General features: G+C 60.0%; 15 protein-coding genes. All 15 read right to left on the bottom strand.

The features are described from left to right. Positions 1–165: 165 nt before the first annotated feature. Positions 166–1530: a phosphatidylserine decarboxylase family protein gene (locus GY33_RS0116310; RefSeq protein ID WP_084185272.1), complete on the bottom strand. Its 1365-nt coding sequence runs from the start codon at positions 1528–1530 to the stop codon at positions 166–168. A 262-nt stretch (positions 1531–1792) separates the two neighbouring features. Next, complete coding sequence (locus tag GY33_RS0116300) at positions 1793–3802, bottom strand: serine hydrolase domain-containing protein (RefSeq protein ID WP_051822756.1); 2010 nt, start codon at positions 3800–3802, stop codon at positions 1793–1795. A gap of 262 nt (positions 3803–4064) precedes the next feature. Continuing rightward, positions 4065–5624, bottom strand: coding sequence for a C69 family dipeptidase (locus GY33_RS0116295; protein WP_051822755.1), 1560 nt, complete (start codon positions 5622–5624; stop codon positions 4065–4067). A gap of 176 nt (positions 5625–5800) precedes the next feature. After that, entirely contained in the window at positions 5801–5977 is a 177-nt protein-coding gene (locus GY33_RS21855; protein ID WP_167333141.1) for an aminoacyl-histidine dipeptidase, read from the bottom strand. A 221-nt stretch (positions 5978–6198) separates the two neighbouring features. Next, a complete protein-coding gene (locus GY33_RS0116285) occupies positions 6199–7329 on the bottom strand; it encodes a M20/M25/M40 family metallo-hydrolase (protein ID WP_161788496.1) in 1131 nt (376 codons plus the stop codon). A gap of 52 nt (positions 7330–7381) precedes the next feature. Next, entirely contained in the window at positions 7382–8641 is a 1260-nt protein-coding gene (locus GY33_RS0116280; protein ID WP_031388353.1) for an SLC5/6 family protein, read from the bottom strand. 226 nt (positions 8642–8867) lie between these two features. Further along, positions 8868–10196 carry an L-cysteine desulfidase family protein gene (locus tag GY33_RS0116275; RefSeq protein ID WP_051822753.1) on the bottom strand — a complete coding sequence of 443 codons (1329 nt, stop codon included), beginning with the start codon at positions 10194–10196 and terminating at the stop codon, positions 8868–8870. Between the two features lie 41 nt (positions 10197–10237). After that, positions 10238–14587 (bottom strand): PTS glucose transporter subunit IIBC, encoded by a 4350-nt coding sequence (gene ptsG / locus GY33_RS21575; protein ID WP_084185270.1) that lies wholly within the window; start codon positions 14585–14587, stop codon positions 10238–10240. A 258-nt stretch (positions 14588–14845) separates the two neighbouring features. Further along, on the bottom strand, positions 14846–15727 hold the full coding sequence (locus tag GY33_RS0116260; RefSeq protein ID WP_051822752.1) for a PIG-L deacetylase family protein: 882 nt from the start codon (positions 15725–15727) through the stop codon (positions 14846–14848). Positions 15728–15742: 15 nt separating this feature from the next. Further along, positions 15743–17305 carry an N-acetylglucosamine-specific PTS transporter subunit IIBC gene (nagE, locus tag GY33_RS0116255; protein ID WP_031388349.1) on the bottom strand — a complete coding sequence of 521 codons (1563 nt, stop codon included), beginning with the start codon at positions 17303–17305 and terminating at the stop codon, positions 15743–15745. A gap of 85 nt (positions 17306–17390) precedes the next feature. Next, complete coding sequence (locus tag GY33_RS21570) at positions 17391–18059, bottom strand: transposase (RefSeq protein ID WP_200874886.1); 669 nt, start codon at positions 18057–18059, stop codon at positions 17391–17393. Positions 18060–18827: 768 nt separating this feature from the next. Further along, entirely contained in the window at positions 18828–21962 is a 3135-nt protein-coding gene (locus GY33_RS0116240; RefSeq protein WP_051822750.1) for a type I restriction endonuclease subunit R, read from the bottom strand. Next, on the bottom strand, positions 21962–23263 hold the full coding sequence (locus tag GY33_RS0116235) for a restriction endonuclease subunit S (RefSeq protein ID WP_084185268.1): 1302 nt from the start codon (positions 23261–23263) through the stop codon (positions 21962–21964). Before GY33_RS0116235 ends, GY33_RS0116240 begins: the two co-directional genes overlap by 1 nt. Beyond that, positions 23256–25436, bottom strand: a complete 2181-nt coding sequence (locus GY33_RS0116230) for a type I restriction-modification system subunit M (protein ID WP_031388344.1) — start codon at positions 25434–25436, stop codon at positions 23256–23258. The genes GY33_RS0116235 and GY33_RS0116230 overlap by 8 nt, the downstream gene beginning before the upstream one ends. 616 nt (positions 25437–26052) lie before the next feature. Then, positions 26053–26791, bottom strand: a 739-nt coding sequence (locus tag GY33_RS0116220; RefSeq protein WP_152555222.1) for a transposase, incomplete at its 5' end; no start/stop codon positions are given.

The raw sequence follows: 26791 nt of genomic DNA, 5'->3' as shown, positions 1-26791 counted from the left end.
ATGTTTTGCCTTAAAACGCCCATTTCGCTACTGAAATGGGCGTTGCAAAAGAGTGTAATATGGGCATCCTAAAGAAAAATATCAAGCATTTTCAAGACATTTTCTGTATTGAATCAAGAAGTTGGCTCGGTTCGATCCCGATCCCCGAGCACCCGCAAAAGGCGGTCATTCGCCCTGGCTGTCCGTGACCACGGCGATCCTGGCCCGAAGCGGGATGTTTTCCGAGTGCAGGCCTGGAGTCTGGCCGTGCAGGTCGAATTCCAGGTTCACTTCCGGGCGGAAGATCAGGCAATGGGTGGAGCCTCCGAAGTGGAACATCCCGAGTTGGTCGCCCTTTTGGACGTGCTGGCCTTCGTACACCGTGATCTCGTTGGAGGAGACCTCGGCCATGCCCACGAACATGACGGCCATCAGGCCGATGTCCGGGTTGTCCGCTTCGATGAAGATCAGCGCCCTGGCGGCAACCTGGGTGATGTAGCCCTGGGACTCGTTGGGTCCGGCCGGGTCAAAGCCCTGGGCAAGCGATTCGGCGTAATAGGAGCCGTCGATCAGCCTGGTTTTGACGATCCTGCCGCTGACCGGGCTGTGCCAGCGGTGATAACTCAGCGCGCTCAGAAATGCCTGATAGATGGTCCCGCCCACGAATTGGTCCACCAGGGGATCCCCGTCCATCATGTGGAAGAGCGAGTAGGGCTGGGCCTTGATCCAGAACTGGTCGCGCAGTTGGACATCCGTGGCGATCCGGTACGGGGCTGATTCGCAGGCATTGGCGATCACCGCGTCGTTGTCCGGCTCGGCCACGGGGCGGCGGCCGTCGCGGAAGGTCCGGGTAAAGAAGTCGTCCCAGGACGCGAAGCCGTAATGGGGCTGATCCGGGTCGCAATGGAAGTCCTCCACGAAGGTCGGCATGGCTTCCTGGGCGTCCCGGCCGAACCAGCCTTTTTCCGGATCATCGGTAAGCACATGGCGGGAATCCGGGGAAGCCAGGAACACGGCCCACTGATTCAGGATCTTCTTCAATTGGCGATTCACTTTATCGTTCAGAAAGGCCGATGCTCCGGCAGGGGTGCCCATGGGCCAGTCCAGGATGGCGTTGATGGGAAAGCCTACCAGCCCGGTTTTGTTGAATTCCGGAGCCTGGGTCAGAATATGGTTCATCAGGACCAGCATGTGCCGGTAATTCCTGATCTGCGGCATGCCGGTGGGGTCGGTCAGAAACGGCGGTTTTCGCGGAACCTGCTCGAACATCTGGGTGAAGAGCATGTACAGTTCCGGGTCGTTTTCAATGAGTTCCTTGAATTCCTGGATAACGGGCAACAAGGGCGCACCTTCGGGCAGTGCGTCGGTTTTTCGGATCAGATCGGCCCGCCAATCCTCCAGAACCTGCTGGTCCGAGGGCAGCCATTGACCGACGTTGTACGGTAACGGCTTGCCGCCCGTCTCAGCCTGGGCGGACGGCAATCCGAAGCAGAGCTGGATTGTTGCCGCAATGGCCAGGGTGCCTGTCAGAAACCATTTTGTAAGGCGCATGAGATGCTCCATGAAGCGCCGGTCAAAGCCGGCAGGTTGAGGTGTCCAAGAAAACCCATATCTGAGTGTTGAAAAAGTCCTTTTCCGGCAGTTCGTTCAAAAACCCCAAGTGCAAGGAGCAAAAAAAGCTCAAGGTCGAAGCGTATTTTTGATACGTGAGGGTTTGAACTTTTTGCAGCGACGCAGCAATTGGGAGTTTTTCAGCGGACTGTTAAGTTTGCCGGAATAAACAGCCTGAATACTCAGCCGGGGCGAGCGCGTGCTACCTTGCCTCGATCTCAAACACATCCCCCGGAGATCCCGCGAGGAAGACGAAGGTTCCTTCCGGAGCGAAGAACTCCCCGTTGTCCACGACGCTGTCGTAGAGCAGCTCCGCGTCGTTCGCGGGCGCGACCGCAACAACCCGCCCCCTCTCCGGCCGTGTGAAGGAGAGGATCATCTCCTGCTCGACCTTCCTCCACTCGTTCTCCCCGTCGGGGCCGATCACAACTCCGTTCTTTCCATTGACGAGCGCCCCCGCCTCGCTTGCCTGCGAGAAGACGAACATCCCGCTCCGCACGCGAATTTTGCCGTCCTTCCGGAAAAGCCGCAGCGAGAGCTGATCGCGAAAACCCGTCGCGGCTATGCTTGCGAAGTCGGGCCCCTCGACCTTCTGTACCCCGAAGCCGTAAAGATATCCGGGCAGTTCGTCGCTGACGGACGACCTGCTCATCAGCATTCCGCTCATGATTTGCGCACTGGGGGTGACGTTTTGCATCATCCAGAGCACGCCGTTCATATCGATGGAAAGCTGTTTTGGAGCCTCGACTTCCTCCAGCCTCTGGAAAACAGGGGTGTTCATGCCGAAGCCGGGAATCTTGTGCGCGATCAGGTAGACGTCCTTTCCTTCGGAGATGAAGTAATACGAACTTCCCTTCTCAAGGTCGTGGAAAAGACCCTCGTTGTAGACCAGCTTTAAGGGAGGCGGCGTCTCCTCACCATCTGGAGCCGCGGGGAGCACGTGGTGAATATTCAGGGCATGCTTTTCCCTGTCGAAGAGGAAGCGCACGGCCCTGGTTCCGTCGGTGTACATTCCCTCGAAGGCGAGGAGTTCTGGGGGAATCGGCCGCGGCTCGACACTCTTTTTCAGAGGCGACTTTTCCGGGACGGGCAGCCCCTTCTCCTTCATCAGCGCGTCCAAAATGGCGCGCGAGATCTCCGGGGCGTTCGTTTTGCCGGAGATGCTCACGGCCACGACAAGCCGCTCCGCCGGGACGACCTGGAAGTTGGTGGAATAAAACATCGTTCCCCCGCTTTTCCCAAGCACCTGCACTCCCTTGTCCCGGTAATCCGGAATCCATGCGTAGTCCCACCCGAAGGCATCCAGCAGCGCGGCTCCGCGGAGATGCTCCGTGAAGAGGGTCGGCTGGCTCTTCAGAACCTCCTCCAAGGAGGGCTCGCTCAGGATGTGCTTCCCCCCCGCGGTAAAGCTGTCCGCGAAACGACACAAATCCTTCGCGGTGGAGGAGAGCCCTCCAGCCGCATGCACCCGGACTATCTCCAGAGGGTACTTCCTGCCGGCCGGAATGTCATAGTAGAATGCGACGTTGCCGAGGGTCTCGCCGACACTGGCCGCGCTGTCCTTCATCCCGAGGGGCTCGAAGATGCGCTCCGCGACGAAATCGATGAACTTCATCCCCGAAAGCCTTTCCACGATCATCTCCGCGAGGGTGAAGCCGTCGTTGCAGTAAATACCCATGGCCCCGGGAGCGTGCTTCAGGTCGGACTCTTGCAAAACCTCCAGCAGCAGGGCATGCGGCTCGATCATGGGCTCGTACTCAAAGACGAAGGTCGAGCCCGGAAGCCCTGACGAGTGGTTGAAGAGCATGCGCACCGTGATATCCCGGTAGCGCTCGTCGCGCATGACGAACTCGGGGAGGTGCTTCACCACGGGGTCGTCGAGCGCAAGCTTTCCGTCGTCGGCGAGCAGCAAAATGGCGACCGCGGCGAACATCTTGCTGGTGGAGCCGATGTTGAAGCGGGTATCGGCCTTCACGGGGCGGCTGGTCGCCCGCTTTGCTGCGCCGAACTCCTCGGAATAGACGATCTTTCCCCCATCCATGACGGCCACGGTCGCGGAGCTTCCTCCTCCGGACGTGATCGTCTTCCACAGAATTTCCCGGGCCGTACGCATTGTTTCGGAGTACGCGTCGGACTCCGCCGCCGCGCCTTGCGGCGCAAACAGCAGACAGAAAATGAAAACAAAAGCGGCAAATCTTTTCATCCGCTTCATGACGTTTCTCCTTGTTGGTGCAATAGTGTTGATGATTGCTTGATTTGCCACGATCCATGCCAAGCATAAGAAAATATGCTTTATTTCAGAATGTCGCCAAAAACCGCCAAGAAGCAAAGGCTGTGCGGTTGCACCAGGTTGGTCGGCGCTGCCGACGTTATGAGAGAAAGATAGATCATTGCTCCAACCCGCGGGCAGCCGCCTTGACGCGGCTGCCCGCCGTCAGGAAGTGATCACGAAGCCAAGAAATGACGCCCGGCCCTCACGCTCCGTGGAAGTGGTACTTCTTCTCGATGCCCATGATCAGCTCAAAGAACTGCTCGTCGGTCAGGTTTTCCATGCCCAGTTCCTTGGCAAACCGGATGGTCAGGTCGTCCAGCATCCGTTCCATGTCCGCCACGGCGTGGTCGGTCAGGTTCTGGATCAGCTCCCGGGCCGCGTCCTCGTCCTGACGCCACAGCGCCAGGTACTGGTCTTCCATGGCGGCCTGTTTCGCCACGAGGTCCGCCTCGAATTGCGCGATGGCCTCATGGGCCGCTGGAGCCAGGCGCGGATAGTCCTGCAGGACCAGGGCCTGCATCTTGCGGGAGCGCCAGAACATGGAATGGTCGTCGATTTGCCCGGTAGCGCCCTGGTAGGCCGAGGGCAGGTCGGTCAGGCCCTTGTAGAAGGGCATGTACACGGCCAGATCGGGCATGCCCAGGGCGATATGGTTGATGACCGCGATGTCGCCGGGCAGGTCGGGCCGGGTCTGGGTGATGTGGGAGAGGGAGGCGCGCATCACGCTGATGGGCCGGTAGGGTTCCTTGGGATTCTGGTGCATGTACGGATCGTGCGGGGTGCCCTGGTACCGGTTGCGCAGGCCCGCGGCCACGTCCTGGACGGTCAGTTTGCGGTCCGGCTGGACGAAAACCGGATACAGCCCGTCCATGCGGTCGTACTCGATACCGGAGAAGAGCTTAAGCAACTCGCGGACCCGGGGGTAGTTGTAGGTGTGATCGTGTTCGCCGTCGCTGATGCAGCAGGTGAAGAAATTGAACGCTTCGCCGGCCGGATCGTACAGCTTGTGTTCCACCAGGAAGTCCACGAAACCGGCGGAGGTCATCACGTTCATGGGATCATTGAAATCCACGTCCTGGAAGCGTCCCTGGTTCGCGGAAACAAAGTAGCTGTCCGCGGGGAGGCGCTGGGCCACCCAGTGATGACCCGAGGCCGTTTCCAGATACCAGATCTCGTTGCGGTCGCTCAGGGCCACGCCAAAGCCCTCGTCGCTGACGCCGGCGGTCTCGATGACATGTCCCAGCAGGCGAATGCCCTCCCTGGCCGAGGTGGCATAAGGCAGGACCACCGAGGTGATGGAGTCCTCGGTCAGGCCGGTGCCTTGCACGTAAGGGTCGACGGCCAGGATGGCCTCGCTGTTGAAGATGGTCTCCGTGGCCGAAATGGCCACGCCGTAGTCGTTGATCCCGGTTTCCTCGAAGGACAAAAGCTTCTGGCCTTCGGACTGCCATTTGGGAAAGGCCACGTACCCCAGGGCGTTGGGCGGCAGGTCCCAGGTGAAGGCGTTGTCGTTGGCCTGAAAGGTCAGGGCTTCCTTGCGCGGTTCGTGGCGGACGATGTTCTGGGCGTCGGATGCGCCGACATTGTCTTCATTGCGGGCGATGATCAGCGAGCCGTCCGCCGTGGCCTCGTGGCCCACCAGGATGGTCGTGCAGGCGTTGGCCGGGACGGACGGCGCGAAGATAAAAGCAAAAATGGAGAGCGCAAAAAGCACCGCGATACCTGGAACGATGTTGCGGTGAGTACGGGGGATGGTTGTCATGGGGTTCGTCTCCTCTTGGACGGGTTCGGGGTGGGTATGTTCAAATCGCGATCGAAATCGAAACCGGAAAATGCGTAATTACTCAAAAAGTCCGGGCATTCTCCACCGGACAGCCGTTGTGCCTGATGCAGCTTCTGCCTCATTCGGACGACAAAGGAACTCAATAGTGAGAACTCTCACTGGTCGAGATCCTCCAACAACTCCCGCAGAAAAAGGGCCACCCGCTCCACGGACGGCACGTGCAGGCGTTCCCTGGGGGTATGGACGTATTCCATGGACGGGCCGATGGAGATGATTTCCATGTGCGGGTATTTTTCGGCGATAAAGCCGCATTCCAGGCCGGCATGGACCACCTCGGTCCGGAGCGGGGTGGAGAAGGCCCGTTCGTAGGCCGCCAGGGCTTTTTTGTAGAGGGTGGTTTCCGGGTTGGGCGGCCAGGCGGGGAACTGGCCGCGGCGGTTGGTCGCGGCCCCGGCCTGGGCGGCGGTGTGTTCGATCTCCCGGGCCAGGTTTTCCAGCTTCTCCGGGGAGAAGCCGCGGTGAAAGACCGTCAGCTCCAGAGCCGCGTCCGTGGTCAGCAGGATGCCGATGTTGTTGGAAGTCTCGGGCAGTCCGGGAAAGATTTCGGACCATTCGTAAACACCCTTTCGATCAAGCGGGCGGTGTCCGCCGCGGAAAGGGCGGCGTCCGCCGGGTTTGGAAGCGCTTCCAAGGTCACGGACAAGCCGGTTTCCTCGGGATATTCGCCGCGGATCTCCTGCTCAAAGGCGACAATCCTGGCCTTCAGCGCGTCTTCGTGTTCCGGCTCCAGGGCCAGGACCAGTTCCGAGGCCGGGGTGATGGCGTTGTCCGCCGAGCCTCCGGCAAAGCTGATCAGCCGAAACGGCACGGCCTCGTTCAGAGCCCGGGCGATGAGCACGTTGGCATTGGCCCGGTTCTTGTGGATTTCAACGCCGGAGTGGCCGCCCAACAGGCCGTCCACGCGCAAGGAGTACGTCGCCTGGCCGGGGGAAAGGGGGGCAAAGGCCAGGGGCAGCGTGATTTCCATCGTCACCCCGCCGGCCGCGCCCAGGGTCACGAAGCCCTCGGTATCGGAGTCGATGTTGATGAACCGTTCAGCTTTCAGAGCGTCTTCGGCCAACCCTTCCGCACCGGTCATGTCCACTTCCTCGTCCGTGGTGAACAGCAGTTCCAGGGCCGGGCGCTTCAGCCCCGGCTCCTCGGCCAGGAACAGGGCGATGGCCATGCCGATCCCGTCGTCCGCGCCCAGGGTGGTGTCCGTGGCCCGCAGCCACTCGCCGTCCCGGACCAGGCGGATGGGGTCGGTGGTGAAATCGTGGTCCGAATCCGCGGTTTTCTGGCAGACCATGTCCATATGCGCCTGCAGGGCCACCACCGGCGCGTCGGCATAGCCCTCGGCGGCTGGAACGGAAATCAAGACATTGCTGAACGCGTCGGTTTTGACCGGAAAGCCCCGCTCCTCGGCCCACTGGACCAGCCAGGCCGCAATACGCTCCTCGTCCTTGGAGCAGCGCGGCACCTGGCTGATGGCCTCGAAAATGGCCAAAATGCGCGTGGTGTCCGCGCCGTCGTCGACCAGCGCCGGCCCCTGCTGGTCAGGCACGACCTCGGCGGCCAGGGCCGAGATCGAAAACCCAAGGGCGAAACAGGCCAGACCGGCCCACAGCAGTCCCATCGTAATCATGCATTTCATCGCGAATTTCTCCGATTAAACTGTTTTTTCCCGGGTGATTTCCTCATTGGGAAATTAGAGCCAGAAAGGGCGACAGGACCAGCAATGCCCCGGTACCCACGGCGATCCAGGCCTGGGGGCCCCTGTACTTGGCGAATTGGTCCACCTTGTAGATGAGGATGACGGGGATGAAGCATCCGATTACGGCAAAAATCGGGCTGCTGATGCTCGTGAAGTAGAGGATGGGAAAGTCCACGATGGTGGCAAACCATCCGAGAAGGACAATAAAGACGACCACGCCGATGGACAGCCTGGTTTTGTTGACCTTTTCCCTGGGTCCGTCCCCAGCGACAAGATTCATGTATAGCCCGACGCAGGCTTCATGCAGGCCGATTAGAACCGCGAAAAACGAGGTCACGATGGCGCATAAATCAATGATCACCCCCATGCTCGGAACAAGAGCGCCGGGGATGGTCTTGGCCATGACCGCCAGAAAGGACGTGTTGTCCGCGAACGCCTGATAGGCCTGCTCGGGCGAGATGGAAATGGTGCAGGAAAAGGCGAAGAAAAAAATCACGCCGGCCAGGATCATGAAGGACCAGTTCATGATCTGATGGGCCTTGCGCCGGGCGATGTCGATGTCGTCGTATTCCGAACGGGCATAGATGACCAGTGGGCTCAGCGACTGCAGGAAAAGAATGGAGGTCACGGCGAAAGGTAGGGTGACAATTGCCTGGGTGATCAGTTTGCGAACGGAAACGATTTCCTGAACATGATCGAGAGTCCAGAACGGGATGAGCATCAGGGCCAGCAGGATCAGGGACGAAAGCACGACGATCACCAGCAGCTTGGACAAATTCAGGAGCAGGGTCCTGCTGGCAAAGGCGACGAGAACCAGAACCAGGACGATGACCAGACCGTAGAATGGGTTGGCCGACAACAGCCCCTCGGTCAGGCCCGCGGTCTGGATGTACGAGGCGCTGTCGTTGGTGATGGTTTCGCTGTACACGAAGAACCAGATCAGCAGCATCGCAAAATAGACAAAGCCCAGCCCGGCCCCCCATTTGCTTCCCAGATATTCGCTGATGGTCGCCGGGTAGTCCGTGGCCTGCCTGGATTCAACCAGCGTGTTGATGAAAAGTCGCTGGAATTGATACAAAGCCGGGTAGGCCACGAGTACGGCCAGCAGAAACGTCCACAGCCCGACAATGCCGGCCTGGATGGGCAAAAAGACGATTCCGGCCCCAATGCCCATGCCGATGTTTACGGCCACCCAGCCCCAGTCTTGGGAATTCATTTTCATCCGCGTGTCGTGTACGTTCATGATTTCATCCTGATGATTACGGGTTGTTTAAGGACAACCGGTTATATTTCCGCATCTTGTGGGGGCAGGCCTAGCGCCTGCCAGGGCGGCAGCAAGTGGGCAGACACACAGGTCTGCCCCTACGATGGGATGCTAGGGCGGCCGCGAGGGCCGCCCCTGCGTTTGAATGTGATGATTACGTGAACACTCCAAACGACGGTTGCCTGTTGGGGAAAAGGCTCCTGGCTTAATTAACCGGGGGGCGATAAACGCCATGGCCGCTTTCTGAGGTCATGATCTTCAGAATCACCTCGTCGGTCTGCTCCATGCCCTTGCTGGCCAGCTCCCCGATATTGCGGATGGTGGCCTCCACGTCGCTGCCCACGATGCCGTCGCCGCCGTGCAGATCCTTGTGATAGGAGGCCAGGGTGGCGGAATCAAAGGCCGCATAGATGCCCGTGGCGATTTTCATGGCGCAGGACGGCTTGGCCCCGTCGCAGACGATGCCCGAAATGTTCCCCAGGGTGTTCACGATGGCATGGGCCGTGGTGTCGTAATCCGCGCCCATCAGGAAGCTTAACGCGCCGCTGACTCCGGCCGCGGCGCACATTGCCCCGCAATAGGCGGACAAACGGCCCACCTGGGTCTTGATGTGCACGGTGCACAGGTGGGACAGAAACAGGGCCCGGATCAGGTCGTCCTCGGCATACCCTTTCAACCGCGCGAACTTGATCACCGGCAGGGAGGCGGTCATGCCCTGATTGCCGCTGCCGCTGGTGGTCATCACCGGCAGAGGGCAGCCGCTCATGCGCGCGTCGCTTCCGGCCGCGGCATAGCTCGCGCAGCGGTTGCGCAGGTCGTCGCCGTAGATGCCCTGTTCGATGTTCTTGAGAATGCTGCTGCCGATGTTCACGCCGTAGGCGTTTTGCAACCCCTCCTCGGCGATGGCGCAGTTCAGAACAATGACCTTCTGGAACAGGGGACGGATCAGTTCCAGATCAATGCTCTTGGCCAAATCGTAAATCAGCCTGACCGACAAGACGGAGCGATCTTCCTCCGGGGTATGAAAGCTCTCCGGGCTGAAGCCCCGGTCCAGCAGGACGCGCCCGTTTTGGACAACCCGCGTCAAATTGGTGTGCAGGTATTTCACCTCGACTTCGGCGCTCCGGTCCCCGGCAGCCGCCTCGATGCGCACATAGAGCTTGACCGGCGTTTTTTCGTGGACCACCTCGAAGGCGGCCTTGCCCAGGTATTCCCTGACCGCGACCATGTCCGCTTCGGTAACGTCGCTGATGACCATCAGATCTTTCGTACAGTCCCCGGCCACAATGCCCATGGCCGCCGAGGTCTCAATGCCGACCATGCCCCCGCTGCCGGGTACGACCACGCTCTTGACGTTCTTGATGATGTTTCCGGAAACATAAATCCTGACCCGTTCCGGAACCGCGCCCAACACCTCCCGTGCTTTGGCCGCGACCAGGGCGATGGCGATGGGTTCGGTGCAACCCTGGGCGGGCACGATTTCCTCATGCAGGATGGTCACGACCTTCGCGACGGTGTCTGGATCAACGTTCATCAAAAGCTCCGGGTTTGAGGTTGTTTCGTGGAGGAATCATATTACCCACCCTTGACGGAATCGGCGATTGCTCCGTTCCGGGGGGCCGACGTTTCGAGAAAATGCTTTCGCGAGAACTCCCGGACCTGGGCCGCTGAGTCCAGGTTCAGGGCCTGGGCCGCCAGTTCCCGGCAGCGGGCCATGTTCAGGGTGCGGATGCGGGCTTTGACCGCTGGGATGGAGGCCGCGCCGACGCTGAGTTCGGTTACGCCCAGGCCGATGAGGATGGGCACGGCTTCGGGGTCGCCGGCCAGGCCGCCGCAGACGCCGCACCACTTGCCGTGGGCCGTCGCGGCCCGGGCCGCCTTGTGGATCAGGGCCAGTACGGCCGGGTCCAGGCCGTCGCAGTGCGCCGCCAGCCGGGGATGGCCGCGGTCCATGGCCAGAGTGTATTGGGTCAGGTCGTTGGTGCCCACGGAGAAGAAATCCGCCTCCTTGGCGAACTGCTCGGCCAGCAAGGCCGCGGCGGGGGTTTCGACCATGATGCCCACGGGGATGGACAGGGGTGTGTCTTGGCCCTCCAGGGCCTCGCGTTCTTCCTCGAACAGGGCCTTGGCCTCGCGAAACTCCGCCAGCCGGGAGACCATCGGGAACATGATCAGGGCCCGTGCTGCTTCTTGGGCTGCGTCTTGGGCTGCTTCTTGGGTCGCGCCCTGATTCTGGTTCTGATCCTGACCCTGGACCTGCATGACGGCCCGGATCACGGCCCGCAGTTGGACGCGGAGCACTTCGGGCCGATCCAGGCCGATGCGGATGCCCCGCTCGCCCAGGAAGGGGTTTTCCTCGGGGGCGATGGGCAGATAGGAGAGGGGCTTGTCCCCGCCCACGTCCATGGTCCGGATGACCACCGGCCTCCTGCCGCCCACGGCACCAAGGACCGCGGCGTAGATCTCGGTCTGCTCATCCTCTGAAGGGGCCTGGTCCCTGTTCATGAACACAAATTCCGTGCGCATCAGGCCCACGCCCTCGCCGCCCATGGCCGCGCACTTTTTGGCGTCCTCCAGGCCGCCGATGTTCCCGGCCACCTCCACGCGCACCCCGTCCGCGGTGATTGCGGGGTCGTCCTTGGCCGCCAGGTCGCGGCGGCGTTTCTCCTCGGCTTGGGCCATGTTCGCGCGCAGCTCCGCCATTTCCCGGTCCGAAGGATTGAGGCGCAGGACGCCCTTGGTCCCGTCCAGGATGGCCGGAGTGTCCTCGGGCAGGTCCAGGAGTCGCGGGTCACCCCCGGCCAGGGCCGGCAGGCCCATGGACCGGGCCAGGATGGCCACGTGGGACGTGGCCCCGCCGGTGACGCTGCACAGGCCGACCACCGGGCTCGGGTCCAGCTCGGCCAGTTCGGCCAGATCCGACGGCGTCAGATCCCGGGCCGCGAGGATAGTATCCGGAGGGTAGGCGACCTTGGTGGTGACCGCGCCCGTGAGGAAGCGCAGCACGCGCTGTCCCACGTCGTGCAGGTCATGGGCGCGCTGGGCCAGCAGCTCGTTGTCCAGGGCGGCCAATTGTTCGGCCTGGATCGTATACGCCCGGTGCCAGGAAAAAGCCGCGCTCTTGCCCTGGGCGATCAGGGCCTCGGCTTGGTCCAGAATCTCCGGATCATCCAGCAATTCCTTGTGGGCCGCGAAGATGTCCGCTTGGGGCGACGTGCCAAGCTTGCCAGGCTTGTCGGGCTTGCCAGTCTTATCGGGTTGAACGGATTTTTGGCGCATGGCCTCGATCTCGTCCATGGCCAGGGTCGCGGCCCGGCGCAGATCAGCGCGCTCGGCGTCCGGCTCCCGGCCTGTTTCCCGGATATCGAAAACCTGGTCCTGCTTGCGGCGAATCCGGCCCACGGCCAGCCCCGGTGAGGCCGGGACGCCGGTGATCAGGTTCGGGTCGTTCGGTATTGTCGGCTGAATTTGAGCTTTGCCGTGTGGGACGGGGACCGGGCCTGTGGTCGGGCCTGTGGCCTGAACTGTGGTCGGTTGGGGTTTGGCAGCTCCGCCCGCTTCCCCCAGCCCGGAAGCCAGGGCCTGGACCAGGGCGGGCAAGGCCTTGGCCGCGTCCGGGCCGACGGCTTCCAGGGTCACGACGTCGTCCTGCTTCGTGGCCAGATTCATCAGAGCCACTACGCTGCGGGCATTGGCCTTTTTTCCGTGCAGCACAAGGCGCACGTCGGCCTGGAATCCCTTGGCCAGGTTGGCCAGCACCGCTGCCGGCCGGGCATGCAGGCCGCTGGGGTTGATGATGGCCACGGGCTCGGAGACCAGGACGTCCGCCCCGGCCTGGGGCGTTGACTCGCTCGCGTCGGGAGTTGCGGTTTGGGCCGCGAAGCTGATCCGCAGGGCCACGTCCCGCCCGGCCACGACCTGGCCCTGTGCCGGGCTGAAAAGTGCTCCATCCCCGGCATTGTCCACTACCATCTGGGTCAGCAGACTGGGCGCGTTCCGGGAGATGAAGTCCGGATCAAAGTCGATCAAGGGCGCTCCGGCCTGGACCACGTCGTCCTGCCTGACCCGGGGGGTGAAGCCCTGGCCGCGCAGTTTGACCGTGTCCAGGCCGATGTGCAGCAAAACCTCCAGGCCGTTTTCGGCCTGGATGGTCAGGGCGTGGTTGCCGGCGTGGAGGTTGACCACCCGCCCGGCGCAGGGGGCCAGCAGCGTGGAACTTTTCGGCTGGATGGAAATGCCCTCGCCGACCATTTTTTGGGCAAAGACCTGATCCGGAACCTCTTCCAGGGGGACCAGCAGCCCGGAAAGTGGCGCGAGCAGGACCAGGGGCTCGTGCCGAAGATCTGCCTGGGGCGTTGATACCTCGGGATCCGCCGCGCCTTGTCCGGACATACTTGGCCCGGGCATACTTGGCTCGGACTCCGCGCCGAGCAGAAACTGCTCCATGGCGGTTTTCAGGTTTTCGGAGCGGGGTCCGAAAATGGCCTGCATGTTCCGGCCCACCACCATGACCCCGGTCGCGCCCAGGGCCTTGAGCCGGGCCTGGTCAGCCCGGGCGAGGTCCGCCACCTCCACCCGCAGCCGGGTGATGCAGGCGTCCAGGCTGACGATGTTCTCCCGCCCGCCAAAGGCCGAAACCAGGTTTCGCGGAAGTTCCTGGGCCAAGTCGCCGGTCGGGCTCCCGGCCTGGCCCTGGTCGTCGATGGCAGCGTCGGCTGCAACGTCTTCCCGGCCCGGCGTCTTCAGATCCCAGGCCCGGATCAGCACCCGGAAGGTTCCATAGTAGATCAGGCCCACCAGGGGGCCGAAGACCAGCACCAGCCAGGGCTTGGTGTCCAGGGCAAAAAACAGGGCAAAGTCGATGAAGCCCTGGGAAAAGGTGAAGCCCAGTTTCGCGCCCAGCAGGCTGAACAGGAGCTGGCAGCCCGCGGCGAAGACCGCGTGGATGGCGTAGAGCACCGGGGCCACGAACATGAAGGAAAATTCTATGGGCTCGGTGATGCCCGTGAGGAAGGAGGTCAGGGCCGCGGAAAGCATGATTCCGCCGGTGCGCACCCGGTTTTCCGGCCTGGCCGTATGCCAGATGGCAATGGCCGCGGCGGGCAGGCCGAACATCTTGAACAGATAGGCCCCGCCCAGGATTCCGGCGGTGGGATCTCCGGCGAAAAAGCGGTTGATGTCCCCACGGACCAGCACCCCGTCCGCGGTGGTAAAGGACCCGATCTCGAAGAAAAAAGGCACGTTCCAGATGTGGTGCAGGCCGAAGGGGATCAGCAGCCGCTCCACGAAGCCGTAGATGGTCACGGCCAGAGTCGGGTTGCCGTAGGCCGCGTACTGGGAAAATCGCTCGATCCCTGTCCCGGCAAAGGGCCAGATCAGGCTGAGCACGAAACCCAGGCCAATGGCCGCGAAGGCCGTGACAATGGGCACGGAACGCTTGCCCGCGAAAAAGCCCAGATACTGGGGCAGCTCGATGCGGTAGAAGCGGTTGAACATCCTCGCGGCCACGGCCCCGGCCAGAATCCCGCCCAGCACCCCGGTATCCATGGCGTTGATACCCATGATGCTCTTGGTGACGATGGTCAGATCCAGAGTCTGGGTCACGAAGTCCCATTGCTGATAGACCTTGCCCAGCACCCCCAGGGTGGCCAGCATGACCACGTACCCCACCACCGCGGCCAGGGCGGCCACTCCGTCGTTCTTGGTCAGTCCCAGGGCCACGCCGATGGCGAAAATCAAGGGCAGACTCCCGAAAATCGCCGAACCGGCCGCGGCCATCAGCAGGGAGAGCTGCACCGGCATCCAGGAAAACTGGGCGCTGCCCACGCCCAGCAGGATGCCCGCAATGGGCAGCACGGCCACGGGAAGCATCAGGGCCTTGCCGATTTTCTGCAACGTGGCGAAGGAATTGGTCAGGGTGGACATGACGGGAGAACTCCTTGTCGCGAGGTTTTGGGTGGCCTTTTGGGGGGCAGCATCCAGACTCGCCTGAAATACAAAATCCAAATCGCGATCGAAATCGAAATCGAAATCGAAAAAAGTTCAGAATCACACCGTGATTGATTACGGCCTCTTCTTGGGCATAGGTTCGATTTCGATCACGATTTCGATATCGACTCGGATGGCGGATGAGGTTTGAGAACAAATCTGTCCTGGACAGCATGGCCCTTGAATGACGACATATCACCCGGAAAGCATGCTTGCCAACGACCGGGGGAGTCGATCCGCGGAGCGAAGCGTCGGGCGGACTGGTATTGCGTGCAGGGCATTGTTCTTCCAGCGGGAAACCTTGTACAGCGTGGCGAAGTCCATGGCCGGAGCCGCGGCGTATTGGCCGCTGATCAGTTCTCCGCCCCGGCGGACATTGTCCAGCATGAAGGCCGGAAGCCGAAGGTGATAGGGGTTGCGGCCGACCTGGCTTGCATGGCTGGCCGCCGCGGCCACCAGAAGGGCCGTGTCTTCCAGGCTGGATTCGACCATCAGGTTCGGTGCCGGATTCGTGCTCCAATACTCCGTCTCGAAGATCAGACCGCCGAAGGCTTCGCCATTGGCGGCCATGATCTGAAGAGCGTCCTTCACCAGCCAATGCGTCCCGAGATGCGTGGAATGCCAGTCCCCGGCATGGGGCAGGAAAATGCAGACCGGACGGTGTTCCTGAAGGATACTCCGCACGCATTGGAACATGTCGGCCCAGTGCGCGGGATTGTCGTGACGTGCGGTGAGGTTCACCGCGCTGAACCCTTCCGGTCGTGTGTGAATCAGGCCGAATCCGAGCAAAGCGCAAGAGCGTTGGGCTTCCAGCCGCCGGATGGCGCGCTCTTCCACCCTGCTGCCCAGTGTCACGGCCACGTTGACCACGTTCAGGCCTGCTTCCCTGGCCAGGCGCAGCGGCAGGCCGCCGACCAGGGCTTCATCGTCGGGATGCGGAGAAAACAGGAGCACATCGGCGCGCTCCGGCTCGACTTCCGGCGGTCGGGCCTCCGTATCCCACTGCGTGATCAGCGCGGCCTCTTGCACGGCATCCCGGAGCGAGCGGACAAAGGGGAGATAGGCGGAAGCAGTCACGGCTGTCCGGCTCGCCTATTTCCAACGCAGCAGGTGGTCCGCGATGTTTTCCGCCCGGGCCCCGAACACCACCTGGGCCGTGTTCGCCGACGGCCTGATCACGCCCCTGGCCCCCAGGCTTTTGAGGGCCGCGTCGTCCACCAGTGTCCCGTCGCGAACTTCCAGGCGCAACCGGGTGATGCAGGCGTCGATGGACACCAGGTTGTCCAGCCCGCCGCAGGCCTGGGCCACTTGGCGGGCCAGATGCACTTGAGGGTGCTCATGAGGATGCTCCCGAGGATGTTCCTGAAGACGCTCTTGAGGACGCTCCTGAAGGTTCGCCTCCAAAGCCCGGCCCGACCCGGCGGCCTCGGTCGGGGTGACCACCGGGCCGGTTTCACGTTCTCCTCCGGCGGAGTCCTCGCGGCCCGGGGTCTTCAGGTCAAAGCGCAGGATCAAAAACCGGAACAAGAGGTAATACACAGTCAGGAAGACCAGCCCCTGGGGAATGAGCATGTACCAGCGCACGGCCAGGGGGTTGCGGCTGGAGAGGATCAGGTCGATCAGGCCGGCGCTGAACCCGAAGCCGGCGATCCACTGCATGGACGCGGCCAGGTACAGGGAGATGCCGGTGAGCAGGGCATGGATCAGGAACAGCCAGGGTGCCAGGAACAGAAAGGCGAACTCCACCGGTTCGGTGACCCCGGTCAAAAAGGTCGCAAACCCGGCGGCCAGCATGATCGACGCGGTCCGGGCGCGGTTTTCGGGCCGGGAGGTGTGGACAAAGGCCAAGGCCGCTCCCACCAGCCCGAACATCATGATCGGAAAGAACCCGGCCTGATACATGCCGGTGACGCCGGGAATCCCGACACCCTCACCAATGGATCTGGCCCCGCCCAGAAAGTTGGGGATGTCGTTGATCCCGGCCACGTCGAACCAGAACACCGAGTTCAGCGCATGGTGCAGCCCGGTGGGGATCAAGAGGCGGTTGAAAAAGCCGTACGCCCCGGCGCCCGGCGCTCCCAGCTCGGAAATGGTCTTCCCGAATCCCACCAGCCCCTCGTACAGAATGGGCCAAAGAACATAGAGCACCGCGGAGACGCCGATCATCGCCAAAGAGGTCAGAATGGGCACCAGGCGGCGACCGCTGAAAAAGGCCAAAGACTTGTGCAGTTCCACGGTGCTGAACCGGTTGTAGAGCCCGGCGCTGATGACCCCGGAGAGGATGCCGATGAACTGGTTGTTGATCTTGCCGAAGGCCGGGGACACGTCAGCCAGGGGGATGCGCAGGATATGGGCAATGGTTTCCGGGGCGCAAAGCCTGGTCACCACCAGAAAACCCACCAGCCCGGCCAAGGCCGCGGAACCGTGCTTGTCCCTGGACATGCCGAAGGCCACGCCGATGGCGAACAGCAGCGGCATGTTGTCCAGAAGCACGCCCCCGGTATGAATCAGGAACGCGGCCAGGGCGCTGTTGGCCCCCCATCCCGTGGGGTCAATCCAGTACCCCACCCCCAACAGGATGGCCGCCGCCGGAAGCACGGCCACCGGTATCATCAACGAGGCCCCGATTTTTTGCAAAAACGGCAATGGATTCATGTCGTTCCTTGTGGTGGATATGATGGCAAATCCATCCAATGCAATATCTATCTATTTATATGGATTTGTTGATATTTTGCTTTCTTTAGACCATCCACTCCTCAGTCGCGTATTCCGCCCGGGCCTCGTGGGCTTCGTAGGGTCGAACAGCAGCGCGCTCCGGACAACTGGTTGAAATAAACAGGCTGTCCATTTCCCAATGCGCCGGATTATTGCAGATATATTCCCGGATGCGGTTCAATTCGGATTCGTCGCGGACAATGTGTTCCCAGTAATTTCGTTGCCATAATTTACCCAGGACAACGCTGGGATGGTTTTGTTTTATCCATTTCAATCCGTGGTGTACGCACAACGATTTATATGCCCCGACAATATCCCCCACCGTAGGGGCACCCCTTGCGGGTGCCCGGTCGAGGGGTGCCCTGTTGTCGACGGACGTCCGGTGATTAGCGAACGCGGAATTTTGGGCACCCGCAAGGGGTGCCCCTACGATCACGATAATGCCGTGGACGTGGTTGGGCATGACGACATAATCATCCAATGCAACATTTACGAACCGTCGAGGAATGGCATCCCATTGTTCCGCGACAACCCGGCCCATGCCGTTCAACCGCATTCCGCCATCCACGATTTCCCCGAACAAACACCGCCGATCCTGGGTGCAGATGGTGATGAAATAGGCCCCGGCCTGTGCATAATCGTAATCCCGCAATCGAATGCTACGCCGACGATGAACGGCAGGATCATATTTCATGCGCACCCGCCCAAAATATGGTCCGCCGACGCACGTTCCCCCGTAGGGGCAGACCTATGTGTCTGCCCAATCATGTCCCCGTATGTCTGCCCATGCGCCTGTGTCTGCCCAATCATCCGCCCAACACCGCATGTCCGTACATTTTCAGGGGACGCCGGTTCATTTTCAGGGCGGACACGCAGGTCCGCCCCTACGTTAACCACGACGAAATGAACATGATTGGGCATGCAAATGAATGCATCACATTGGATATCAGGAAATTTGTTTTCCAATTCCGAATACCATCGGAGAACCATTGTTCCCGCATCATTCAACCGCATCCCGCCATCCACGATTTCCCCGAACAAACACCGCCGATCCTGGACGCAGATGGTGATGAAATACGCCCCGGCCTGCGCATAATCGGAATCCCGCAATCGAATGCTACGCCGACGATGAACGGCAGGATCATATTTCATGCGCGCCCGCCCAAAATATGGTCCGCCGACGCACGTCCCCCCGTAGGGGCAGACCTATGTGTCTGCCCAATCATGTCCCCGTATGTCTGCCCATGCGCCTGTTTCTGCCCAATCATCCGCCCAACACCGCATGTCCGTACATTTTCAGGGGACGCCGGTCCATTTTCAGGGCGAACACGCAGGTCCGCCCCTACGGGGTGTGAAAAACAGTCATTTCCCCTTGAATTTGCCATGCTTTGCCAGAATATTGCGCACCTCCGTCTGTTGAAAGACGCTGTTTCTGGTACGAGGCATGGTTCTTGTTTCCAGTTTAGGGATGCACTGGCTCAGGTCGTCGGTCATCCTGCCGAAACTCCGCATCCCGCACTCGCTTGAATATCTCTTCCGCCAAATGCTCATGCGCCGCGGAGCGAAACTCCTTGTCGTTCATGATCCGGGAGAAAATCTCTTCGTTGTTTTCCATGCGGTCGATAAAGAGTTCATCGAGCATCCGTTCCAGAAAGGCCGAGAAGTTGGGGAGGTTGTTGGCTTTGGCGGCTTCGACGATTTTTTCGTTGTCCTCGGCGCTGGCGCTGATCTGGTCAAAAAACAGTTGGTCGGCCTCGGTGAAATTGGTGCCGAAGCGTTCATTCAGCTTTTCCACGAGCGACGACAGCGTCACCGGACCTTCCATGACGCAGCTCGTTCCCACGTCGGTGGGCCCCTTCAGGGGATAGGCTTCGCCCTCTCCCAGGTCGATGGAGCCTTCGGTCATCTGCTGCAACCGGAAGTAGCGCAGGGCCACCTCGTCATCCAGGGCAAAGGCCTGGCCGTCGCCGGGCGGCGGCAGTTTGGCGAGCAGGTTGCGGACAAAGGCGTAGAATTTCTCCAGCTCGCTGTCCTGATAGGGGATGATCTGGGACAAAAAGGCGTACAGGTTGCGATAGGCGGTCAACTGGCCGCGAAACTCCTCCTGTTCCGCTTCCTCATGGTCCTGAAAACGGGCCGCCCCGGCGTCCAGAACCGCGTTCATCACCCGGTGGTCGGCCGCGGAATGGTGACGCTTGCGACGGTACCAGACATCCGCGAAGCTGTTCACCTCCTGGGCCGTGAAGATCGTCCAGGCCAGCAGCTTGTGTTGCAATGCGGACAGTTGATGGGGTTCGGCGTTTTCGCCCATGGGCGTGGTCTCGTAGTAGGGCTTGAACGCCCGGTGGATGTCCTCCTCCTCGTTGGCAAAATCCAGGACGAAGGTCCGGGACTTGCCCGGGGCCATGCGGTTCAGGCGGGACAGGGTCTGCACCGCCTGGACCCCGGCCAGCCGCTTGACCACGTACATGGTCTGCAACAGCGGCTGGTCAAAGCCGGTCTGGTACTTTTCCGCCACCAGCAGCACGCGGTAATCCTCGCGCTCAAAAGCCTCGGGCAGCTCGCTTTCGGCCAAACCGTTGTTCATGGACACTTCGGTATAGGCCGAGCCGGGATCGTCCGGGTCTTCCACGCTGCCGGAGAACGCGACCAGCGAGCGGATGCCGATGTAGCCCCTGTCCTGGATGTAGCGATCGAACGCCAGCTTGTATTTCACCGCGGCCAGTCGCGAGCCCGTGACCACCATGGCCTTGGCCCGCCCGCCCAGCTCATGCATCACATACAGCCGGAAGTGCTCGACAATCACCGAGGCCACCTGCTCGATGTTCACCGGGTGCAATTCCAGGTAGCGGGTCAAGGCTTTGGCCGCCTTCTTGCGCGGCACCTCCGGGTCGTTCTCCACCTGCTTGATCAGCCCGAAGAAGCGTTTGTAGGTGGTGTAGTACCGGAGCACGTCCATGATAAAGCCCTCTTCAATGGCCTGGCGCATGGAGTACTCGTGAAAGGGAGACGTGCCGGAAGGCCCCGGCTCGTCGAACAGGGCCTTGGTCTTGAATTTGGGCGTGGCGGTAAAGGCGAAAAAGCTCAGGTTCGGTTGGCGCGCCCGCCGCAGGGCGTCGCGCAGGATGGCGGCCTTGGCCTCATCGGTCAGGGCGTCGTCCTCTTCGTCGGACAACTGGGCCGCAATGGCGGCCTCGATGCCGTCCTTGTTCAGCATGCCCCGCAAGGCGGTGGCCGTCTCGCCACTCTGCGAGGAGTGGGCCTCATCCACGATCACGGCAAAGCGCTTGCCCGCCGTGCTGATTTTGACTCCGGCCCCCTTGCGTTCCAGCGTGGAGAGGGCCTGGGAGATGAACGGGAACTTCTGCAACGTGGTGATGATGATCGGCGTGCCGCTGGAAAGCGCATGGGCAAGTTGCTGGGTGTTCTCGTCGATCTTTTCCACCACCCCGGTCTTGTGCTCGAACTGATAGATGGTGTTCTGCAACTGCTGATCAAGGACGAGCCGATCCGTGACCACCACCACGGAGTGAAACACTTTCCGGTCCTGGGCATCGTGCAGGCCGGCCAGGCGGTGGGCCAGCCAGGCAATGGAGTTGGACTTTCCGGACCCGGCCGAGTGCTGGACCAGATAATTGCGCCCGGCGCCGTGCATCCGGGCATGGTCGACCAGCTTGCGCACCGCGTCGAGCTGGTGATAGCGCGGGAAGATCATGGCTTCCTTGCGGATGGTGCGCATCCCCTTGTCGGTCTTGACCTTGCGCTCCTTGACCTCCAGGTGCATGAAGCGCTGCAGAATATCCAGCAGACTGTCTTTCTCCAGCACCTCATCCCAGAGATAGTGGGTCTTCCAGTTGTTCTCCACCGGCGGATTGCCCGCGCCGTGTTGATGCCCCCGGTTGAAGGGCAGAAAAACCGTTTCCTTGCCCTTCAGGCGCGTGGCCATCCACACCTCGTCCGGGTCCACGGCAAAATGCACCAACGCCCGCTTCTTGAAGGCAAACAGCAGGTCGCGTTCATCACGGTCCCGCATGTACTGCCTCACCGCATCCGCTGCCCGCTGGCCGGTGAGCGGATTCTTCAGTTCCGCCGTGACCACCGGCAGCCCGTTCAGGCTGATGGTCACGTCGATGACGCAGCGGCGGCCTTTGCCTGCTTGCCTGCCGGACGAACCGGCAGGCGGGCCGTTGGTCTTTTTCAGCACCGAGGTAAAGCCGACCTGGCGGGCAATGGTCAGCCGGTTCTTGGCATAGAGGACGGCCGCCTCCGGGTTCATGCCGGAATTGGGGCGGAAATGCGCCAGCCGAAAGGTTTTGCCATAACACTTGAAACCGTGCCGCAACACATGCAGCGTACCCTTGATCTCCAGTTCCTTGGCCAGATCGTCCAGCACCGTGGCCTGGGTCTTGTCGCCCAGCAGCGCCTCCAACTGTCCCCATTTCACGGCCTGGCTGTCCCGCAGAAAACCGGCCACATCCTCGGGAAACAGCGCCAGCGCCTCGTCATAGGCAGCGGCATCACGCTTCTCATAACCGCCCGCGCGGGTCAGGCCCGCTTCAATGGCGATCTCGAAATCACGCTCGGTATGGCCGGACATCAGGCAACCTCCAACTGGCCGGTGACGGCGGCGGTGATGAGGGCGGAGCGGTATTCGTGAAGAAGTTCGACGCTACGTGCAACTTTTTCAGCTCTACCTTTCTCATAATTAAGCCCACAATCAATGTATTTAACAATTTCGACCTGCTCGGAAGCGGGTGGTAATGCCACAGTAACTTCCTTTGATGTTTCGACATTGAAGTGAAGCTGGAGTGCACCCTCAGAACCCATTTCGTATTGTACTTTAGCTGCATCACTGTTTAAAAACCATCCAAGGAAACGAGGTTCAGCTTCTTTCGGTCTTCGGATAATTATCAGATCAACACAGTTCGTTTTTTCCAGCTCTGCAGTGATGACTGTAGTCGTACCTGGGTCACCAGTACGCACAGATACTAGATCACCTTCGTACAGTTCGGACTTTATGTGGAGCATGTGGCCTTCTTCACTGATGTTCCGGCTATCTATGAAATCAAACCCCATCGGTTTTACATTCAAACCACGTATAGCCAAGACTCCTTCCTCGGCATAATAAGCTGCGGGCGTAACCACGATTCCGACGCTGATCTTTGGGGTAATATTTTTGAGGCGTTTCACTTCCCAATGCGCCGGAATATCCCCCAGCCAGTCGATGCCGGAGGGTTTCATGGGGGTGTCGGGGTTGAGGCCCTTGGTGACGGCGCGGGTGATCAGGGCTTGGCGTTTTTCGGCCAGACGGTCCAGCAGGGCGCGTTTTTTCTCGATCAGGGCATCGATACGCGCTATTTTTTCATCCAGAAGTTGCGCGATTCGGCGTTGGGTTTCGAGGGGAGGGGAGGGAATCTCATGGCCAATATACTCACCAACTTTCAGGTTGGGGTACGTGGTCGTAGAAACCATTACTTTGATTCTTTCTTTTGTAACATCAGATATTAAAAAGTAAAAAAGAAAACGTTCATCAAGAGTATCTCTTTTAGCTCGTATTCTCAGAGTAAAATTACCAAAGCAAAAATCATCGTCATCGTCTACACATTGAGCGCACTTTCCAGTAATAATGCTGGTCGCTGAACCTGAAGCCTTAACAACAATAATATCTCCTGTTCGGCATTTATAGTAATCAGAATCATATTTATTGTAACTTCTTATGTTCGCATTGGAAAGATTAACGCGTCCAATGTTGTCTATGTTTGCAGTAGTTACTGTAGGTAGGTCGTACGTATTTTCACCAGGTTCACCTCCCCAGACGCCGCTTGTATCAATTTTAGATGCAAATTTTAGAGGCATTCGCTCCCAGCTTGCAGGCAGATTAATGAGGTGATCAATCATCCTTTAACCCCTTCAGTAATCCGGCAATCTCCCCTTCCAGATCGGCAATCTCCGCCTCGATCTCATTCAGCGGACGCGGCGGCTTGTAGACGTAGAAATGCCGGTTGATGGGGATTTCGTAGCCGACTTTGGTCTTGTCGTAGTCCACCCAGGCATCGGAGACATGGGGCAGCACTTCGCGGGTCATGTAGGCGTCGATTTCATTCCGGAAGGTTTCCACCAGCTTGTCATTGGGTTTGTCCGGGCCGAAGGGCATGGGCAAGGGCAGTTCGGTGCTCGGGGGGAGGGGAATGTTTTCGGTGTCGCGCAGTTCGCTGTCCGGCTCCGGGCGTCCCTTGGCGTCGCGGCAGATTTCCGCGTTGGGGTCGCGCTCGCCCAGAGCCGTGAAGATGGCTTTTTTGATGGGCGCGGGGAGTTTCAGTCCGGCCTTTTTGGCGGCGGAGGTCAGGTCGGCGTCGAAGCTGGCGCGGTCGGTGTACCGGCCTTTTTTGGTCAAGGTGGCCAGCGCGGCGCGAATCGCCTCTTGCATTCGGCGGCCTTCCTCTATCTCCCGAGCGGCGGCGGCTTCGTTTTTCCGCTTCTTGGAGGTGGCCAGGTTGGCAAAGGCGGTCTGGTCGTCCAGCCGGGCAATGCGCTCGGGGCTGGCTTCGAAGTTCATGCGCAGGGGGCGTTCCACCGTCACCTTGAGAAAGCCGAACTCGCGGTTCTCGAAAATCCGGGAGACCACGCGGGTTTCGGTATCCCCGTTGATCTGCACCTCGGCGGATTCGCCGTCCTGGAAATTCCCGTACAGCCGGGTCAGGCGGCGGATCTGCTCGTCGGTGATCTCGTTGCGCTTGTTGTTCAGGCTTTTCTTCATGCGCTGGAAAAAGCGCGTGCCGTCGATCAACTGGACCTTGCCGCGTCGCTCCGGGGCCTTGCGGTTGGTGACCAGCCAGACATAGGTGAAGATGCCGGTGTTGTAGAAGAGCTGGTCGGGCAGCGCGACAATGGCGTCGAGCCAGTCGTTCTCGATGATCCAGCGCCGGATATTCGACGGGCCGGAACCGGCATCGCCGGAAAACAAGGGAGAGCCGTTGAAGACAATAGCGATCTTGGAGCCCACCGCGTTCTCGTCCCCTTCCTTGTAGGGGTGCATCTTGGAAATCATGTGCTGCAGGAAGAGCAGCGAGCCGTCATTGATGGCCGGCAGCCCGGCGCCGAAACGCCCGGCAAAGCCCATCTCCTTGTGCTCCTTTTCGACAACGGTTTTCTGATCTTTCCATTCCACGCCAAAAGGCGGATTGGCCAGCAGGTAATGGAACTGCCTGCCCTCGAATCCGTCGCGGGTCTTGCCGTCTCCCAGGGTGTCGCCCAGCACGATGCTGCTGGTGTCCTCGTCCTTGATCAGCATGTCCGAACAGCAAATGGCCCAGGATTCGTCGTTGTACTCCTGCCCGAACAGAGCAAGGTGGGCCTGACGGTTCTGGCCGAGGATGAATTTTTCGGATTCCGACAACATCCCCCCGGTGCCGCAGGCCGGGTCGTAAATGGTGCGGAAGATGCCCGGAATGTAGACATCCTGCTCGCCGGTGTAGACCAGATTGGCCATCAGGCGGATGACCTCGCGCGGGGTGAAGTGATCCCCGGCCTCTTCATTGGCCTGCTCGTTGAAGCGCATCACCAGATGCTCGAACAAATATCCCATTTGCAGGTTGTCGATCCGGTCCGGGTGCAAATCCACCTCGGACATGGCCTTGATGATGGTGAACAGGCGATTGCTGGCGTCCAACTTCTCGATCTGGTCCGAAAACTTGAACCGCTCGAAAATGGCCCGGGCCGTGGGAGAAAAACCGTTGATATAGGCCACCAGGTTGGGAGCGATATTCTCCGAATCGCCGAGCAGCTTTTCAAAGGTGAACGGGCTGATGTTGTACAGCGGATAGGTACGAGCCGGGTCGGCGGCCTTGCCCAGCAGCCTATCCATGGCATTTTCCGGCATATTCTGGGCCGTCAGCTTGGCATACTGCCGCAACACCGCCTCCTTGCTCGGCTCCAACACACAATCCAAACGCCGCAACACCACCATGGGCAGCATCACCAGACGATACTGCGGCGGACGGTAGGGGCCGCGAAGCCGGTTGGCGATTTCCCAGATGTGGCCTTTCAATTGTTCATGGAGGTGCGAATTCATTTATTTTGGTTTCCTTTGGTCTTGATGGAATTGGGGTCTTTTTGGGGTGGGAAGGTGATCTCGGGGGTAGGTGTAGATGTGTAGATGGGTGCATCCGCTGAGAGCGGATTTTTTTCGTGGGGCATTTTTTGACCACGACCCTGTTTGAATACTGGCAAATTGCCTCAATTGCTCTCACGACCCATATAGTATCGCAACATACTGTTTAATAAGCACTATTCTTGATTTTCAATGAAAAAAAGTGAATGCACGTTACTTGCGCCGCGAACCGACATTTTCCGTCCGTGTCCCGTTATCCCGCTCCCAGCGGACGCACCCTGTTCCGTGGAGCCCAATGTAGGCGGGCTCGGTCATGATGATCTCTTTGTGCTTCTCCCTGAACGCCTTGTCGCCGCCCATAGTCGCTACGAGATAAGACCCTGAATCCGTGACTTTGCTTGGTTAGGACTTCTCATCGACAGTTTTGGAACGATTTTTCATCGAACCATCTCCGCTGCCAAGATACTGGAAGCTTAAAATGAGCTATCTCAGCATGAAATCATTCAGATCGCCGTCTATTACCAGAATTTTGGCGCAATACACCTGTATCATTTTTTTATTCCAGATTTTGCAGGCGCTACGCTGCCTGGAGGCGTTGAAACAACCTGTTAAACCAATCGTGCCATTCCTTGGAACATCCCAGTTGCATCACCAAGGTCCGGGCATGGCTGATCAAACGGCAAGACATAAAGACCACGCTGTTCATCACCGTCTTGATCCTGCGCCTTGTAGCCTTTTTCAACCCCAAAGCCCTTTCCATGACCATATCCTGGGAAATGACCTTGAGCATGTTGTGCGCCAGCATGCCCATGCGCAAGAAGGCCTTGTTCACCTTGAATTTGCCCGAAGGCAGGCGTTCCATGTCCATCTCGGTCTTGAATTCGGCATGGAACTGTTCGCTGGTTCCCCGCAACCTGTAGAGACGCAGGATCTCTTCGTCGCTAAAGTTCCTAAGGCTCGTCCAGACGCTGAAGATTTCGACTTTCGGCAAGAACAACAACTGGCCGTTTTCTTTGTAGGTCTCCTTGACGTCGAAGACCAAACGAATTTCTTCTTCCCGATCCTTGAGGCGACGGTAGGTGCTTCCGCGGTACACCCGAAATCCTTTTTTGGCATCCTCCCGGATCAGCACGCCTTTTTCCTTGGCCAACTCCAACCACTTCGTGCTGGATTCCCTGCGCTTGTTGTGCTTGAGGATGAAGTCCGTGTTCGGGCGATCGTGCAGATTGGCCAGCATTTCCTGATCCTCAAGACCGCAGTCCATTACCAACAACTTGGTTTCGCCGGTCATACGATCAGCCAGCCCCAGGCTTTGG

The organism is Desulfonatronum thiodismutans, from assembly GCF_000717475.1.
Classification (GTDB): Bacteria; Desulfobacterota; Desulfovibrionia; order Desulfovibrionales; family Desulfonatronaceae; genus Desulfonatronum; species Desulfonatronum thiodismutans.
The sequence above is the reverse complement of the archived record's forward strand: the minus strand, read 5'-3'. Positions and strand labels throughout refer to the sequence as shown.

Bases quoted from the DNA above. Each gene is read 5' to 3' on its own strand.
- GY33_RS0116310 (WP_084185272.1), bottom strand. From the start codon at position 1,530: ATGCGCCTTACAAAATGGTTTCTGACAGGCACCCTGGCCATTGCGGCA.
- GY33_RS0116300 (WP_051822756.1), bottom strand. From the start codon at position 3,802: ATGAAGCGGATGAAAAGATTTGCCGCTTTTGTTTTCATTTTCTGTCTG.
- GY33_RS0116295 (WP_051822755.1), bottom strand. From the start codon at position 5,624: ATGACAACCATCCCCCGTACTCACCGCAACATCGTTCCAGGTATCGCG.
- GY33_RS0116285 (WP_161788496.1), bottom strand. From the start codon at position 7,329: ATGATTACGATGGGACTGCTGTGGGCCGGTCTGGCCTGTTTCGCCCTT.
- GY33_RS0116280 (WP_031388353.1), bottom strand. From the start codon at position 8,641: ATGAACGTACACGACACGCGGATGAAAATGAATTCCCAAGACTGGGGC.
- GY33_RS0116275 (WP_051822753.1), bottom strand. From the start codon at position 10,196: ATGAACGTTGATCCAGACACCGTCGCGAAGGTCGTGACCATCCTGCAT.
- ptsG (WP_084185270.1), bottom strand. From the start codon at position 14,587: ATGTCCACCCTGACCAATTCCTTCGCCACGTTGCAGAAAATCGGCAAG.
- nagE (WP_031388349.1), bottom strand. From the start codon at position 17,305: ATGAATCCATTGCCGTTTTTGCAAAAAATCGGGGCCTCGTTGATGATA.
- GY33_RS21570 (WP_200874886.1), bottom strand. From the start codon at position 18,059: ATGAAATATGATCCTGCCGTTCATCGTCGGCGTAGCATTCGATTGCGG.
- GY33_RS0116240 (WP_051822750.1), bottom strand. From the start codon at position 21,962: ATGTCCGGCCATACCGAGCGTGATTTCGAGATCGCCATTGAAGCGGGC.
- GY33_RS0116235 (WP_084185268.1), bottom strand. From the start codon at position 23,263: ATGATTGATCACCTCATTAATCTGCCTGCAAGCTGGGAGCGAATGCCT.
- GY33_RS0116230 (WP_031388344.1), bottom strand. From the start codon at position 25,436: ATGAATTCGCACCTCCATGAACAATTGAAAGGCCACATCTGGGAAATC.